Genomic DNA, 14,452 nt, shown 5'->3' with positions numbered 1-14,452 from the left:
AATGGCGACCATTGCAACGATCTCCAGCAGCCCATCGGTCCCGTCGCGGACCGACGCGGTTCTCGACTATGTCACCAAGCGCCTGATCAGCCACGGCCACACCGTCACGCCGATCGTCTTGCGCGATCTTCCGGCCGAGCCGTTGTTGCGCGGTCAGGCCGACGATCCAGCGATTTCCGCAGCGGCTTCGGTGCTCGAGAACGCGGATGCGGTCGTGGTCACGACCCCGGTCTACAAGGCGGCGTACTCCGGTTTGCTGAAGGTGTTCCTGGATCTGCTGCCGCAGTACGCGTTGAAGGGCAAGACGGTGTTGCCGTTGGCAACGGGCGGTACGCCGGCGCATGTGCTGGTGATCGACTACGCGCTCCGACCGGTGCTCACCAGCCTCGGCGCGGGTGCGATCGGGCAGGGGTGGTTCGTACTGTCGTCGCACGTCCAGCTGTACGACGGCGGCGGGCTGCTGCTCGATCCGGTGGCATCGGTGCCGCTGTATCAGGTGACGGAGGCGTTCCTCGCGACCGTCGAGGGCGAGCAGCCGGTGGAGAGTACGCCGGTGCAGATCGCCGCGGTGGAGGCGATCCGGGCGCGGCCGGAGGATCCCGAGGCGGCGCCGTTGCTGGCGGATCTGGTCGTCGAGTACAGCACGCGGTACGGGCGTACGAACGAGAACACGCAGCTGACCGAAGTACCGCCGTCGGACTTTCACGTCGAGCGCGGCGGCGCGTTCGTGCTGCTGCGGTACGGCGGGCAGACGGTTGCCGGGGGCGCGATCCGTCGGTACGACGACGAGACCGCCGAGGTGAAGCGGATGTGGACGTCGCACCTGCATCGCCGGCAGGGCTTGGGTCGTCGTGTGCTCGCGGAGCTGGAGTCGGCGGCGCTCGATCTCGGGTACCGGCGGCTGTATCTGACGACGGGGCCGCGGCAGCCGGAGGCGGCCGGGTTGTATCTGTCGGTCGGATTCGAGCCGCAGTTCGACACCGAGGCCGATCCCGAGTCGATCGGTCCGCTGCCGTTCAGCAAGGACCTCCCTGTGGCATTGAAGGTGGCGTCATGAGCCACGGGTTCATCACGGCGATCGAGATCGATGGCGCGGGTGGGGATCCCGGGGCGTGGCGTGGTCCGGAGGTCGATCCGCGGGCGATTCTGACCGGTGAGCTCGCCGTACGGGCAGCGCAGCGGGCGGAGGCGGCGGGGGTCGACCTCGCGACGTTCGTGGATGCGCTCGAGGCGCCGGACGACGTACCCGATCGGGTGAGTGTCCGGCTGGATGCGCTCGGGCTGGCCGCGCGGGTCGCGCCGGTGACACAACGGATCGGGTTGCTGCCGACGATCACCGTCACTCACACGGAGCCGTTCCATGTGCAGGCCTCGGTCGCGACGCTTGACCACATCTCGGGTGGTCGGGCCGGCTGGATCGCTGAGGTCTCGACGTCGGCCGAGGCGGCCGCGGTGATCGGGCGGCGCGAGCCGGCGCCGGCTGCCGAGACGTGGAGGGAGGCGCGGTACGTCGTCGACGCCGGGCGTCGCCTGTGGGACTCGTGGGAGGACGACGCGATCATCCGCGACGCTGCCACCGGGCGATTCGTCGACCGGGAGAAGCTGCACTACGTCGACTTCGAGTCGCCGACGTTCAGTGTCAAAGGCCCGTCGATCGTCCCGCGGCCGCCACAGGGACACCCGATCACCGCGATCCGGGTCAGTACGCCGGAGGCGCTGGAGGCGGCCGCTGATGCGGAACTCGTCTTCCTGCCGGATTCCGGCGTCCTGTCGGATCAGGTGCTGGAGCTGCGGGAAAACGCTCGTCGCAGTGTGACGCTCGCCGGTCCGAGTGTGACTTTGACGTCGGACCAGGTGGTCGGCCCGCTGGTTCTCGTGTCTGCCGAGGTTCGGCCGCACGTCGACGGTGTCGAGCGGCTCGCCTCGTCGATAGAGGAATGGGCGGCGGTGGGCGTTGACGGCGTACAGCTTCGGCCCGCGTCGCTCGAGCTCGATGTGCCGTTGATCGCGGAGCAGTTGCTGCCGGTGCTGCGGGAACGCGGCCTGGCCGGGTCCGGACAGCGGGGCGGGAGTTTGCGCGGGCGGCTCGGGTTGCGGCGGCCGGTGAACAGGTACGCGAGGAGTGTGCGATGACCAAGCAGATCCATCTTGCCGCGCACTTTCCGGGCGTGAACAACACGACCGTCTGGTCGGACCCCGCGTCCGGGTCGCAGATCGATTTCGGATCGTTCCGGCAACTTGCGGAAACTGCGGAACGTGGGACCTTCGACTTCTTCTTCCTGGCCGAGGGGCTGCGGCTGCGTGAGGTGAAGGGAAGGATCCACGACCTGGATGTCGTCGGGCGGCCCGAGTCGCTGACCGTGCTCAGCGCGCTGGCGGCGGTCACGACACACCTCGGCCTGGCCGCGACCGTCAACTCGACCTTCAACGAGCCGTACGAACTGGCGAAACGACTCTCGACCCTCGACCACGTCTCCAACGGCCGCGCGGCCTGGAACGTCGTGACGTCGTGGGACGCGTTCACCGGCGAGAACTTCCGCCGCGGCGGGTACCTCGACAAGGGCGACCGGTACGTCCGCGCGCAGGAATCGCTCCGGATCGTGCGGAAACTCTGGGACTCCTGGAACGGGGACGACCTCGTCCTGGACCAGGCGGCGGGTGCGTTCGCCCGCGAAGGCGCTGGGGCCTTCGCGGACGACGGCGCGCACTTCACCATCCGCGGGCGGTTCGGTCTGCCGCCGTCGCCGCAGGGCCGGCCGGTGATCATCCAGGCCGGTGACAGCGACGAGGGGCGCGAGTTCGCGGCGTCGAGCGCGGACGTGATCTTCAGCCGGCACGGGACGTTCGAGGGCGGGCAGACCTTCTACAAGGACGTGAAGGCGCGGCTGGCGAAGTACGGGCGGACCGACGAGTCGCTGAAGATCATGCCCGCGGTGACGGTCGTGGTCGCGGACACGGACGCCGACGCGATCGAGAAAGCGGCGTACATCCGGGAGCAGCAGGTTTCCGGTCCGACCGCGTTGGTGTTGGCCGAACTGCTCTGGGGCCGCGATCTCTCGGCCTACGACCCGGACGGTCCGCTGCCGGCCGAGGACCCGGTCGTCGGGTCGTCGGTGACGCAGGGGCGGGTCGGGTACAACGATCCGTTTCCGATCGTTTCCGAGTGGCGGGCGCAGGCGGAGGCGCACGGCTGGTCGCTGCGGCAGACCGTCATCAACCAGCAGAACCGGCAGACGTTCGTCGGTTCACCCACCTCGGTCGCGGAAGCCGTCAACCGGCACGTCCAGGAAAACGCCGCCGACGGTTTCGTACTCGTTCCGCACCTCACCCCGTCCGGCCTCGACGACTTCGTCGACCGAGTCGTCCCCCTGCTCCGCGAACGCGGCGTCTTCCGCCCGGAATACACCGGCACAACCCTCCGCGACCACCTAGGACTGCAGCTATGACCGTGTCCGATCTGCATCCGTGGAAGGAGGCGCCGGCGACTGTGGTGTTCGTGGGTGGTGGCCCGCGGACGGTCGGGTTGCTGGAGCGGTTCGCGGCCAGTGCCGACGAGTTGCTCGGTGGCCGCCGCGTCGAGATTCACGTGGTGGATCCGTTTCCGGCCGGAGGCGGGCGGATCTGGCGGCGCGATCAGTCGCGGCTGCTGTGGATGAACTCGATGACGTCCGACGTCACTATCTTCACCGACGAGTCGGTCGACTGCGAGGGCCCGATCGTGCCGGGGCCGGACCTCGCCACCTGGGTCGCCGGCGAGGGCGCGGTGATCCTCGAGAAGGCCGGGCTCGAACCTCCCGGCCCTCTTGCCTTCCCACCGCGTCTGGTGCAGGCGGAGTACCTGGCGTGGGTGTGGGAGCGCGTCGTCCGCGATCTCCCCGCGACCGTCGTCACCCATCGGGAGCGAGCCGTCGAGCTCACTGCGGACCAGCGGGTGATCCTCGGGTCCGGACGGGAGATCGCGGCCGACGCGGTGGTTCTCGCGCTCGGCTACCTGGACCGGTTGCCCACGGCATCGGAATCCGCATGGGCCGCACAGGCCGCCGACGCCGGACTCACCTACATCCCGCCGGGGTACACCGCCGATGTCGACCTGGACGGGCTGTGGCCGCAGGCACCGGTCATCGTCCGCGGATTCGGGCAGGCCTTCGTCGACCTGATGGTGCTGCTCACCGAGGGCCGCGGCGGCTGGTACGACGAGTCCGACGGCCTGCTCAGCTACCACCCGTCCGGCGACGAACCGATCCTGTACGTCGGTTCGCGCCGCGGCGTCCCGTACCACTCGAAGCTCGGCTACACCGTCCCGGGAACGAGGCCGGTCCCGACGCGCTACCTGACGAAGAAGGCGCTTGGCGAAGGCGTTCTCGACTTCGACCGCGACGTGGCGCCGTTGATCGAGAAAGAACTGGCCTACGCGCATTACCAGCAGCTGTTCACAGCGCATCCCGAAAGGACCAGGTGGCCGTGGAAGCGGTTCGCCGAAACGCTCGACGCCTGGTTGCCCGGCGCGAGCCTCAACGCCGTCCCGGGGCGCGATGCGGGATCCGGGGCGGTGGCGGATGCGGAGTTCGAAGCCGCCGTTCGTGCCGGTGTTCCGGACCCTGCCGACTGGTTCGTCCGGCACGAGGTGGACCGGCCGTTGGCCGGGCGGTTCTTCGAGGATCGGGACGGGTTCGAACGGTTCCTCACCGAACTCATCGAGAACGATCTGCTCCGGCGGGCGGATCCGGCGTACTCGGCGGATCTGGCGGTCTTCAACGCGCTGCTGAGTATCTACAGCGTGTTGTCGCGGGCGATCACCGACGGGCAGTTGTCCGACGAGGACCGGGTGCGGCGGGTGGAGAGCGAGTGGCACGGGTTCTTCTCGTTCGTGGCGAGTGGACCGCCGCCACGGCGGCTCGAGGAACTGCTCGCGCTCCACCGGGCCGGCATCGTCCGGTTCGCCGGACCGGATCTCGAGGTTGCCATCGACAACGATCAGTTCGTTGCCACGAGCCCTGCTGTGGCGGGTGAGATCCGGGCGCGCGCCTTCGTCGAGGCCCGGTTGCCGCGTCCCGACGTACTCGCGACCGCCGATCCGTTGCTGCGCGGTCTGCTGGACTCGGGAGCGCTGGCGGCGGACGAACTGTTCGCGGCCGACGGAACCAGTCTCGGCGGCGGTCAGCTGAAGGCGGACTCGCGGTGCCGCGCGATCCGTTCCGACGGGTCCATCCAGGAAACGCTGTTTCTGCTCGGGCCGTCCGTTTCCGGATCGGCCGGCTCGTCGGGTTTCTCCCGGCCGCATTTCAACGGTCCCGGCTTCCGGCAGAACGACGCCGTCGCAAGGGACCTGCTCACGCTGCTCGCACCTACCGTACGGAAGGAAGAACGCCATGCCAGTTGAGTTCCTCGGCATCGCCGGAACCAACCCGGCCAGCGAGGTGACGCCCCGAATCGGCGGCCCGCTGGACCTGGACTACACCAGCAAACTCGCCCGTGCCCACGAGGACAACGGGTGGGACCGCATCCTGTTCGCCTACCACTCGGGCTCACCCGACCCGGCCCAGGTTGCGGCGTACGTCGCCGGCCGTACGGAGCGGATCAACCTGGTCGTCGCCCACCGGCCGAATGTCGCCTACCCGACGCTGACCGCGAAAACGTTTGCGACTCTGGACCACCTCAGCGGCGGCCGGTTCGAGGTGCACGTGATCACCGGCGGGTCGACCGCGGACCAGGCCGCCGAGGGTGACTTCCTGGCCAAGGACGACCGGTACGGGCGAACCGCCGAGTTCATCCAGATCCTCAAGCAGGCGTGGACGTCTGACACCCGGTTCGACTTCGACGGAAAGCATTACCGGTTCGAGCAGTTCCTCGCCGACATCAAACCGGTGCAGCAGCCGCGGCCGCGGATCTCGTTCGGTGGCTCGTCCGCGGCGGCGTACGCGGTCGGCGCGGCCGAAGCGGACATCTTCGCGCTCTGGGGCGAACCGTTGGCCGGAACCCGGGAGCAGCTCGAGACCATCGACGCCGCGGCGGCGCGCGCAGGGCGGACGGACCGGCCGACGATCCAGATCGCGTTCCGGCCGATCCTGGCACCGACCGAGGAACTCGCCTGGGAGAAGGCGGAACGCATTCTCGGCCGGATCAAGGACGTGCAGGCCGGCCGGGTCCTGGCCAGCACCCGGCTGCGGTCGAAGACGCCGGAAAACGCCGGATCGCAGCGGTTGCTGAAGGCGGTCGCGGCCGGCGAGCGTCACGACCGTGCGCTCTGGACGGCGCCGACCGGCCTGACCGGTGGCGGCGGAAACTCCACGGCACTGGTCGGAACGCCGGAGACCGTCGCTGCGGCGCTGCTCGACTACTACGACCTCGGGATCCGGATCTTCTCCGCGCGCGGTTACGACATCTACGACGACGCGATCGACTTCGGCCGGTACGTGATCCCGCTGGTCCGCTCCGAGGTAGCCCACCGCGAACAAAGGAAAGCGTCATGACTGTTGTTTCCGATCTCGAGCAGGACTGGCAGACCTGGCATGCGGCGCGGGAGCGCGACCTGGACACCGACTACGGTTGGCTCTCCGTCGTCGCGTTCAACTGGCTGTCGGCCACGCCCACTGCGATCGACGGTCTGGCCGGAAAGTGGTGGGCGGACGAGCAGGCTCACGTAACGGCCTCCGGCGAACTGACGGCTGGCGGAGAGCCAGTACATGGAACGGTTTCCGCCAGCGTTCCGGAAGCCGGCTCTCTCAGCTGGTTGTTGCACGGAAACCGTCTGGCGGAACTCGTTCTCCGCGGCGGCCGGTACGCCGTGCGGCAACGGGATCCAGACGCGGCGACGCGGAAGGGCTTCAAGGGCGTTCCGACGTACCCGATCGACGACGCCTGGGCGGTCACCGGGTACTTCAGCCCGTACGCGAAGGCGCAGCGGGTGGAGGTGTCGACGGCGCGCGACGACCTGCGTCAGCACATCACCGCGGTCGGCACGGTGCATGTGGCGTTGGGCAGCACGGCGTACGAGCTTGTCGCGACCGCTGCGAGTGACAGCCGGCTCAACCTCTCGTTCCACGACAAGACGAACGGTGAGGAGACGGCGCCCTGGCGGACGGTGACGACCGGGCCGGTCGAGCGGGACGGGTCGGTGCGGATCGACTTCAACCGAACCGTCAACCTGCCGTTCGCGTTCACGGCGTACGGGACCTGCCCGGCGCCGGTGCCCGGCAATCGCCTCGGTCTGCCGGTGACCGCGGGCGAGAAGAAGGTGCGGTGACCTTGGGGTGAAGTTCTGTACCTACACATTGATCGACAACTCGCCGGACCCGATCAGCGGCGTGCAGCTCACGCCGTCCGAGCGGTTCCGGCGCGTCGTACAGCAGGCGCAGTGGGCGGAGGAGCTGGGCTTCGACGCGTACGGCGTCGGGGAGCGGCACGCGCAACGGTTCATCTCGTCGTCGCCGCCGGTCGTGCTGTCCTACATCGCGGCGGTGACCTCGCGGATCCGGCTGCTGACCACGGTGACGGTGCTGTCGCTACTGGACCCGGTGCGGGTGGCGGAGGACTACGCGACGCTCGACCAGCTGTCGGGTGGACGGCTCGACATCATCATCGGGAAGGGAAACGACCCGGAACAGAACGCGCTGTTCGGGTACGAGCTGGACGGGCAGTGGGACCGCAACCGGGAGAAGTACGAGCTGCTCCGGCGGCTGCTCCGGGAAACCGGAGTTTCCTGGTCGGGGCGCTACCGCCCGGCGCTGACGGACGCGACCACGCAGCCGCGGCCGTACCGACCGGACGGCATCCCGCTGTGGCACGGGTCGGCGTCGTCGACGGAGTCCACCGAGCTGGCGGCGCGCTGGGGTGACCCCTTGTTCTCGGCGAACGGCTTCCATCCGCTGGAGAAGTACGCCGGGCTGATCCGGCACTACCGGGAGCGTTGGGAGGCGTACGGACGGGACCCGGCGGCGGCCGTGGTGGGCGCCGGGTTCAACGGGCTGTACGTGAAGAAAACGTCGCAGGAAGCGGTCGAGGGGTACCGGCCGATCTTCGACGCGTTCATGGATTCGCCCGGCGCCCGGCACAACCAGCTGCCGTTCCGGACGCTCGAGGAGTTCCTCGACGGCGGATCGGTGCTGGTCGGGTCACCGGAACAGGTGATCGACAAGTTCGGCCGATACCAGGACGCGTTCGGGCACGAGCTTTCCGGCATTTCCCTGGAGGTCCCGGGACTCCCGGAGGAGGACAACCGGGAGTCCGTCGAGACCTTCGTCACAGAGGTCATGCCGGTACTGCGAACGTCGTACCCGAGCCGCGTCTGGGCCTAGGGCACCTCTAGCCGTACGTCGGAGCTTGCGGCCAGCCTGCCGGGGAGTCCTCCCACTCCTCCTGGCGGCCGTACACGGCGAGGTCGGAAACGTTGGTGCTGAAGAGCAGCCGGTCGACGCCGCGCTGGCCGGTCGTGTAGGTGCGGAAAACGTTGTCGCCGTCGCGCAGGAACATGCTCAGCAGGAAGCCGCCGCCGACGCCGCAGTCGGCGGAAAACGTCGTACCTGCCGAGGACGCGAACGGGATGTGCTCCCAGCCCATCTCCTTCCAGTACCCGGCCATCTGCTCGATCGGCATGTCGGAAACGGTCGCCCACGCGATGTCGTTCCGCGCCAGGCCGGCGAGGTTGGCGACGTTCTTGGTGAAGTACGTGCAGCCGCCGCAGAACGCGTCCGGACCGACGTTCATGAACTGGTACAGCGCGAGCTGGCGGTGCTCACCGAAGAGCTCCCGCAGCGTGACCGGCCCGTCGGCAGCCGTGAATGTGTACTCGCCGAACCGCACCATCGGCAGCCGTCGCCGCTGGGCCGCGATCCGGTCCAGGGCGCGCGTAGCCTCCTTCTCGGCGACCAGCAGCTCGGCGCGGGCCGCAGCCCATTCCTCGGCCGGCACCACCGGCGGCATCGCTGTCTCGGACATCTGTGCTCCTCTCGTAGGTTCTGCCAGCGGGACGAAGCCGTGCGGCGGTTCTCGACATCCGCTTTCTGCCGGGCGCAGACGAATCTAGGACCCGGGCGCCCGCACCGGTAGGACTGTGCTCATGCGGATCGCGATCTTGGGTGGGACCCGGTTCATCGGCCGGGCCGTCGTCGAGCGGCTGGCTGCGGAGGCGCACACGCTGCTGGTGGTGCATCGCGGCGACCATGAGCCCGACGATCTGGTGCCGGTCGAGCACGCGCACGTCGACCGTCACGACGGTGCGGCGTTGGCTGCCGCGCTGAAACCGTTCGATCCCGAGGCGCTCGTCGACATCTCGGGCATGAACGCGGCGGCCGCCGACGCGGCCCTCGGCGCGGTCGGACCGTCCGTGAAGCTCGTCGCCATCTCCAGCTGCGACGTCTACCGCGCGTACGACGGTCTGCACTCGGACCGTACGACGGACGCGCTGCCGCTGACCGAGGAATCACCGCTGCGGGACCGCCGTTTCGTCGACGGGCCGGAGTACGAGAACCTGGAGGTGGAGGAGCGGTATCTCCCGCGGGGCGCGACCGTGCTGCGGCTCGGGGCCGTGTACGGCGAGCACGACTATCAGCGGCGCTTCGAGTTCGTCCTGCGGCGAGTCCGGGCCGGGAGGCGCCGGATCCCGGTCGGTTCCGGGCAGTTCCTCTTCAGCCGTGTGTACGTCGGTGACGTCGCAGCCGCAGTGTCCTTGGCGCTGGGTGGTGACTTCCCCGGTGCCTTCAACGTGGTGGAGCCGGCGACCGCGCCGTACCGGCTGTTCGCCGAACAGATCCTGGCGGCGGCGGGGGCCGAGGACACGGAGCTCGTGCGGGTGCGGGACGACCTGCTGCCGTCGGATCTGTCGCTCACAGGCGCGATCGACCAGCACCTGCTGATGGACCCGTGGAAGGCGCGTACGGTGCTCGGCTGGACTCCGGTGGATCCGGCCGAGACGCTCCGCGCGTCGGTTCGGTGGCATCTCGCGCATCCGCCGGCGGACGCTGCGGACGACTTCTCCGAGGACGACGCCGTACTGGACTGAAAATGGTCAAGAGCACTCTGCCGGACCCGGTATGCTTTCCGGGACGGACTGAGGGGCCTGCAAGGTGCGGTCGGCTCGATTTCACATCGGGGCGGCAGACCGTGTAATCTCTCTCCTCGGCCCGCCCCTTTAGCTCAGTCGGCAGAGCGTCTCCATGGTAAGGAGAAGGTCTACGGTTCGATTCCGTAAAGGGGCTCTGAGAACGGCATCCCACCTCCGGGTGGGATGACGAACTCACCCGGCGGGGTAGCTCAGGTGGTTAGAGCACACGGCTCATAATCGTGGTGTCGCGGGTTCGACTCCCGCCCCCGCTACCTGGCAAGGCAGTATCTCGAGAGTGCGATCACCTCAGTTGCGCACTCCTGACAGAAGAGGCAGCAGTGGCCAAGTCAACCGACATTCGCCCGAAGATCACCCTGGCGTGCACGGTCTGCAAGGAGCGGAACTACATCACCAAGAAGAACCGGCGTAACGACCCGGATCGTCTTGAGCTGAAGAAGTACTGCCACCGGTGCAACGACCACACGGACCACCGCGAGACCCGCTGACCTCAGGTTCTTCGCAAGGGCCGCTTCGGACTACCGAAGCGGCCCTTTGCCGTTCCCTCAGACAGTCAGAATCGGGCGGCCGCCCTCGTACGCCGTGAGACGCTCGTCACGGGGAGTGAGACAGCAGGACCCGCAGAGCCTGCCGTTGCCGACCTCGCTCGTGTAATACAGACAGCACGTGTTCCGCAGATAGACGAGCTTCCCGGCCGCTACCTCCACCTCGCCGAGCCGCGCGAGCCCGCCCGGTGCCTTCGCGATGAACGTTTGCCAACGCTCGAGCAGGTACGTCGGGTCCACCGTGACGTCCTCGCGCGTTGCGGCACAGAATCCCATCGCGACGCCCGCCGCAACCCCGCCGTACACCTGCCGCAGCCCGGCCCGTGTCCGGTGGTGCAGCTCCTTCGGCGAGTGGCAGCAGGTGCTGGCGCAGCACCACGTCGTACAGCGTCTCCATCCCACCGGGGAGGAAGCCGGCAGAGCGTACGGCGACTGAGGCGATGCCGTGCCCGTCGTGCGGTCGGACCCACAGGTTCTGGGGGCGGATGTCGAGGACGCGGCCCTCCAGCGCCCAGAGCAGGAGTGCGGTCGCGGGCGCGCGGCCGGCGTAGAACGACATCATGCTGAGCGCGTTCGCGTGCGCCGTACGGTGGCAACTGGCCTCGTCGTCCCGCTTGAGCAACTCGGTCAGCTCGGGACTGCCAGGCTCCAGGATCCGGTCCACCCGCAGCCACTCGGAGCCCTCCGGCTCGCCGATCTCCAGCCGGTACCGAGGCGCGTACTTCGCCAGCGCCGCCACTGCCGTCACGTTCAACCTTCTCCGTCACAATCGGTGGGCGGCGGAAACCCGCGTCACAGTCTGCCAGTAGGGTTAGCGGATATGACGATCGACGCCACGATGGTCGGCCGGAGTTACGCGGCCGCCGAGTCCTACCAGGTCGGCCGGGAGAAGATCCGGGAGTTCGCCGACGCGATCGGCGACCGTAACCCGGCGTACCGGGGCGACGACGCGATCGCGCCGCCGACGTTCGCGTTCATGGTCGGCAGCCGCGCACTCGAGGAGCTGCTGAACGACGAGGAGCTCGGCCTGCGCCTGGATCGGATCGTGCACGGCGCGCAGAAGTTCAGCTACACCCGCCCGATCAAGGCCGGCGACGAGATCGCCGCGACCGCCACCATCACCACCGTGCGCAAGGCCGGTCCCGTCGAGGTGATCATGTACGAGACCACCCTGACCACCGTCGACGGCGAACCGATCGCCACCGCGACGTCGACCCTCTCGCACAACCGGGCGGACGCATGATCGAGGTAGGGACCGAGCTGCCGCCGTTGACCGTCACGCTGCGGCGCGAGGACCTGGTCCGGTACGCCGGGGCCAGCGGGGACTTCAACCCGATCCACTGGAACGACCGGATGGCCGTGGCCCTCGGCCTGCCCGGCGTGATCGCGCACGGGATGCTCACGATGGCGTCCGCGGCACGCGTCGTCACGGACTGGCTCGACGATCCGGCCGACCTGGTGGAGTACGGCGTACGGTTCACCAAGCCGGTCGTCGTACCGGATGACGACAAGGGCGCAAGTGTGACGTTTTCCGCCAAGGTCGACAAGGTCGCGGACGGACTGGCGGAGATCGACATCACGGCGGTAGCCGGCGAGGAGAAAGTGCTCGGCCGGGCCAGGGCGGTCGTGCGGGTCCGGTGAGTACGCATGTGTCGCTGGCCGACTACACCACACTGCGGATCGGTGGGTTGGCCGACAAGTTCGTCGAGGTCAGTACCGAGGACGACCTGATCACCGCGGTCCGGGACGCCGACGCGGCCGGGGAGCCGGTGCTGCTGCTCTCGGGCGGCAGCAATGTGGTGATCGGGGACGACGGGTTCCGCGGGACCGTGGTGAAGATCGCGACGTCCGGCATCCGCGTCGACGCGGACATGTGCTCCGGGGCGATGGTGCACATCGCGGCCGGGGAGGACTGGGACGACGTCGTACAGCGCGCGATCGCGGAGGAGTGGAGCGGGCTCGAGTCGATGTCCGGCATCCCCGGGCTCGCCGGGTCGACGCCGGTGCAGAACGTCGGGGCGTACGGTCACGAGGTCGCGGAGACAGTCGCATCCGTGCGCGTGTGGGACCGCGTCGTCGGCAAGGTCGAGACGATCTTCGCGGGGGACTGCGGGTTCAGTTACCGCAATTCGCGGTTCAAGGCCGACCCGTCGCGGTACGTCGTACTCGAGGTCACCTTCCAGTTGCCGCTGGGCGATCTGTCCGCGCCGGTCGGGTACGCCGAACTTGCCCGGGTGCTCGACGTCGAGCCGGGTTCGCGCGCGCCGATGACCGAGGTCCGGGACGCCGTCCTCGGCCTGCGCCGCAGCAAAGGCATGGTCCTCGATCCCGCCGACCACGACACCTGGAGCGCAGGCTCCTTCTTCACCAACCCCATCCTCGACACCCCCGCCGAGGTCCCGGCCGGCGCTCCCCAGTGGCCGCAGCCTGACGGCCGTGTCAAGACCAGCGCCGCCTGGCTCATCGAACAGGCCGGCGTCTCCAAGGGCTTCACCATCGGCAACGCCGCCGTCTCCACCAAACACACCCTGGCCCTCACCAACCGAGGCCAAGCCACCGCCAAGGAACTCCTGACCCTGGCCAGCCACGTCCGCACCCAAGTACAGCAATCCTTCAACATCACCCTGGTCAACGAGCCTGTACTGGTGAACTGCACCCTCTAACGACAGGACGTACTGCCCGTCGAGCCGATCCGCACCGATCGGCTGAGCGTGCCGGGTCGTCACCGAGGCGACTACCTCCTGTCGTTAGCGGGCCTGTGGACAACTTCCGCGCCAGTCGCCGCGAATCCCGCAGTATCGATGGGTGACCGTTGTCGCCGAGATCCTGGCCCGGCTCGGCGGCTGTGCGACAGCCGCGCAGCTGGTCGGCCTGGTCTCGCCTGGGGCCTTGAAAGCGGCGATGCAGCGAGGCGAGGTCGAGCGGCTTGCACGCGGGGTCTACGGTCTGCCGAGTCTCGGAGCGGACCGACTTGCTGCGATCGCGTACGACGGTGTCGTTTCCTATACAAGCGCCGCAACGGCTTGGGGACTGCCGCTGCTCGTACGACCGGAGAAGCCGCACGTCACGGTTCCTGCTCACCGCAGGCCGCGGCCGGGCCGCCCGGCTGAGCTGCACTGGGCAGCGGTCTCGCACGAGGAGCGAGATGCTCGGCTGACGGGCCTGCTGCGAACGGTCCTCGATTGTTCACGACTCCTGCCGTTCGGCGAGGCTCTCGCGGTAGCTGACGCGGCGTTGGCCACTGGCAGGCTGGCGAAGGAAGAGTTGGAAGCTGCGGCCGAGGCGATGCGTGGACCGGGTCGTCCGAACGCGGTTCGGGTCGCCGCCACAGCCATCACGCGGTCCGAGAGTTTCCTGGAGTCGATGTTGCGGAGCCTGCTGATCGGCGCTGGGATCGAGGACTTCGAGCCGCAGGTCGTTGTGTACGCAGGCGGTATCCGGGTTCGGGTCGATCTCGGGCATCGGGCCGCGCGGATCGCGCTGGAGGCTGAGGGCTACGAGTTCCACGGGTCGCCTGGTGCGTTCGCTGCGGATTGCCGGCGGTACGACGACCTGGTTGCCGCCGGCTGGTTGGTGCTGCGGTTCACCTATCAGCAGGTGATCGGGGATCCGGTCTGGGTGATTGAGACCGTTCGCGCCGCGCTCGTGGGGCGCTAACGACAGGAGGTACGCCTGTGGAGCTGGCCGAGCTGCGCTGGAGAGCGGGCGTCGGTGGCGGGCAGGAGCTACTACCTCCTGTCGTTAGCGGTTCTGAAAAAGATTTGCGTTGGGGGTAGGCAGGAGGGGCTGGGGTCGCTAATCTTTTGCGCAATCTGGTGGGAGGTGGGTTGTGAGGCGTAAAGGATTTTCT

Annotated in this window: 15 protein-coding genes and 2 tRNA genes; 15 read left to right on the top strand and 2 right to left on the bottom strand. The window is 68.4% G+C overall.

The features are described from left to right. Window position 1: 1 nt before the first annotated feature. From ssuE to EV137_RS29935, 7 genes are read left to right on the top strand one after another with little or no spacing between them, the layout of a single operon-like run. The gene (gene ssuE, locus EV137_RS41870) at window positions 2-1,057 is read left to right on the top strand and encodes an NADPH-dependent FMN reductase (RefSeq protein WP_134131601.1); all 1,056 of its coding nucleotides are present in this window, start codon (window positions 2-4) and stop codon (window positions 1,055-1,057) included. Further along, window positions 1,054-2,133 (top strand): LLM class flavin-dependent oxidoreductase, encoded by a 1,080-nt coding sequence (locus tag EV137_RS29960; RefSeq protein ID WP_134131600.1) that lies wholly within the window; start codon window positions 1,054-1,056, stop codon window positions 2,131-2,133. Before ssuE ends, EV137_RS29960 begins: the two co-directional genes overlap by 4 nt. After that, window positions 2,130-3,446, top strand: a complete 1,317-nt coding sequence (locus tag EV137_RS29955; protein WP_134131599.1) for an NtaA/DmoA family FMN-dependent monooxygenase — start codon at window positions 2,130-2,132, stop codon at window positions 3,444-3,446. The genes EV137_RS29960 and EV137_RS29955 overlap by 4 nt, the downstream gene beginning before the upstream one ends. Next, a complete protein-coding gene (locus tag EV137_RS29950) occupies window positions 3,443-5,380 on the top strand; it encodes an FAD/NAD(P)-binding protein (protein WP_134131598.1) in 1,938 nt (645 codons plus the stop codon). The genes EV137_RS29955 and EV137_RS29950 overlap by 4 nt, the downstream gene beginning before the upstream one ends. Next, a complete protein-coding gene (locus EV137_RS29945; RefSeq protein ID WP_134131597.1) occupies window positions 5,370-6,470 on the top strand; it encodes an LLM class flavin-dependent oxidoreductase in 1,101 nt (366 codons plus the stop codon). The genes EV137_RS29950 and EV137_RS29945 overlap by 11 nt, the downstream gene beginning before the upstream one ends. Continuing rightward, on the top strand, window positions 6,467-7,243 hold the full coding sequence (locus tag EV137_RS29940; RefSeq protein WP_134131596.1) for a DUF1684 domain-containing protein: 777 nt from the start codon (window positions 6,467-6,469) through the stop codon (window positions 7,241-7,243). Before EV137_RS29945 ends, EV137_RS29940 begins: the two co-directional genes overlap by 4 nt. A gap of 7 nt (window positions 7,244-7,250) precedes the next feature. After that, window positions 7,251-8,294 (top strand): LLM class flavin-dependent oxidoreductase, encoded by a 1,044-nt coding sequence (locus tag EV137_RS29935; RefSeq protein ID WP_134131595.1) that lies wholly within the window; start codon window positions 7,251-7,253, stop codon window positions 8,292-8,294. A 7-nt stretch (window positions 8,295-8,301) separates the two neighbouring features. Here EV137_RS29935 and EV137_RS29930 read toward each other — a convergent pair whose 3' ends face one another. Continuing rightward, a complete protein-coding gene (locus EV137_RS29930; protein ID WP_134008387.1) occupies window positions 8,302-8,934 on the bottom strand; it encodes a DUF899 family protein in 633 nt (210 codons plus the stop codon). A gap of 121 nt (window positions 8,935-9,055) precedes the next feature. Between EV137_RS29930 and EV137_RS29925 the strand changes: the two genes are divergently transcribed. From EV137_RS29925 to rpmG, 4 genes are all read left to right on the top strand, one after another. Then, entirely contained in the window at window positions 9,056-9,997 is a 942-nt protein-coding gene (locus EV137_RS29925) for an NAD-dependent epimerase/dehydratase family protein (protein WP_134131594.1), read from the top strand. Window positions 9,998-10,120: 123 nt separating this feature from the next. Further along, a tRNA-Thr gene (locus tag EV137_RS29920) sits at window positions 10,121-10,193 on the top strand. A gap of 44 nt (window positions 10,194-10,237) precedes the next feature. Next, window positions 10,238-10,311, top strand: a tRNA-Met gene (locus EV137_RS29915). Between the two features lie 66 nt (window positions 10,312-10,377). Continuing rightward, the gene (gene rpmG / locus EV137_RS29910) at window positions 10,378-10,545 is read left to right on the top strand and encodes a 50S ribosomal protein L33 (protein ID WP_130384703.1); all 168 of its coding nucleotides are present in this window, start codon (window positions 10,378-10,380) and stop codon (window positions 10,543-10,545) included. Between the two features lie 106 nt (window positions 10,546-10,651). Here rpmG and EV137_RS29905 read toward each other — a convergent pair whose 3' ends face one another. Continuing rightward, entirely contained in the window at window positions 10,652-11,350 is a 699-nt protein-coding gene (locus EV137_RS29905) for a hypothetical protein (protein WP_238175631.1), read from the bottom strand. A gap of 72 nt (window positions 11,351-11,422) precedes the next feature. On the opposite strand from EV137_RS29905, the gene EV137_RS29900 reads away from it, so the two are divergent. The 4 genes from EV137_RS29900 to EV137_RS29885 all read left to right on the top strand — a co-directional run bounded on the left by EV137_RS29900 (window position 11,423) and on the right by EV137_RS29885 (window position 14,259). Continuing rightward, window positions 11,423-11,845: an FAS1-like dehydratase domain-containing protein gene (locus EV137_RS29900; protein ID WP_134131593.1), complete on the top strand. Its 423-nt coding sequence runs from the start codon at window positions 11,423-11,425 to the stop codon at window positions 11,843-11,845. Then, complete coding sequence (locus EV137_RS29895) at window positions 11,842-12,243, top strand: MaoC family dehydratase (RefSeq protein WP_134131592.1); 402 nt, start codon at window positions 11,842-11,844, stop codon at window positions 12,241-12,243. Before EV137_RS29900 ends, EV137_RS29895 begins: the two co-directional genes overlap by 4 nt. After that, complete coding sequence (locus EV137_RS29890) at window positions 12,240-13,265, top strand: UDP-N-acetylmuramate dehydrogenase (protein WP_134131591.1); 1,026 nt, start codon at window positions 12,240-12,242, stop codon at window positions 13,263-13,265. The genes EV137_RS29895 and EV137_RS29890 overlap by 4 nt, the downstream gene beginning before the upstream one ends. 142 nt (window positions 13,266-13,407) lie before the next feature. Next, complete coding sequence (locus EV137_RS29885; protein ID WP_134131590.1) at window positions 13,408-14,259, top strand: type IV toxin-antitoxin system AbiEi family antitoxin domain-containing protein; 852 nt, start codon at window positions 13,408-13,410, stop codon at window positions 14,257-14,259. The last annotated feature ends 193 nt before the right edge of the window (window positions 14,260-14,452 follow it).

Source organism: Kribbella pratensis (genome assembly GCF_004366075.1).
GTDB lineage: Bacteria > Actinomycetota > Actinomycetes > Propionibacteriales > Kribbellaceae > Kribbella > Kribbella pratensis.
This window is presented reverse-complemented; position numbering and strand designations above follow the sequence as displayed.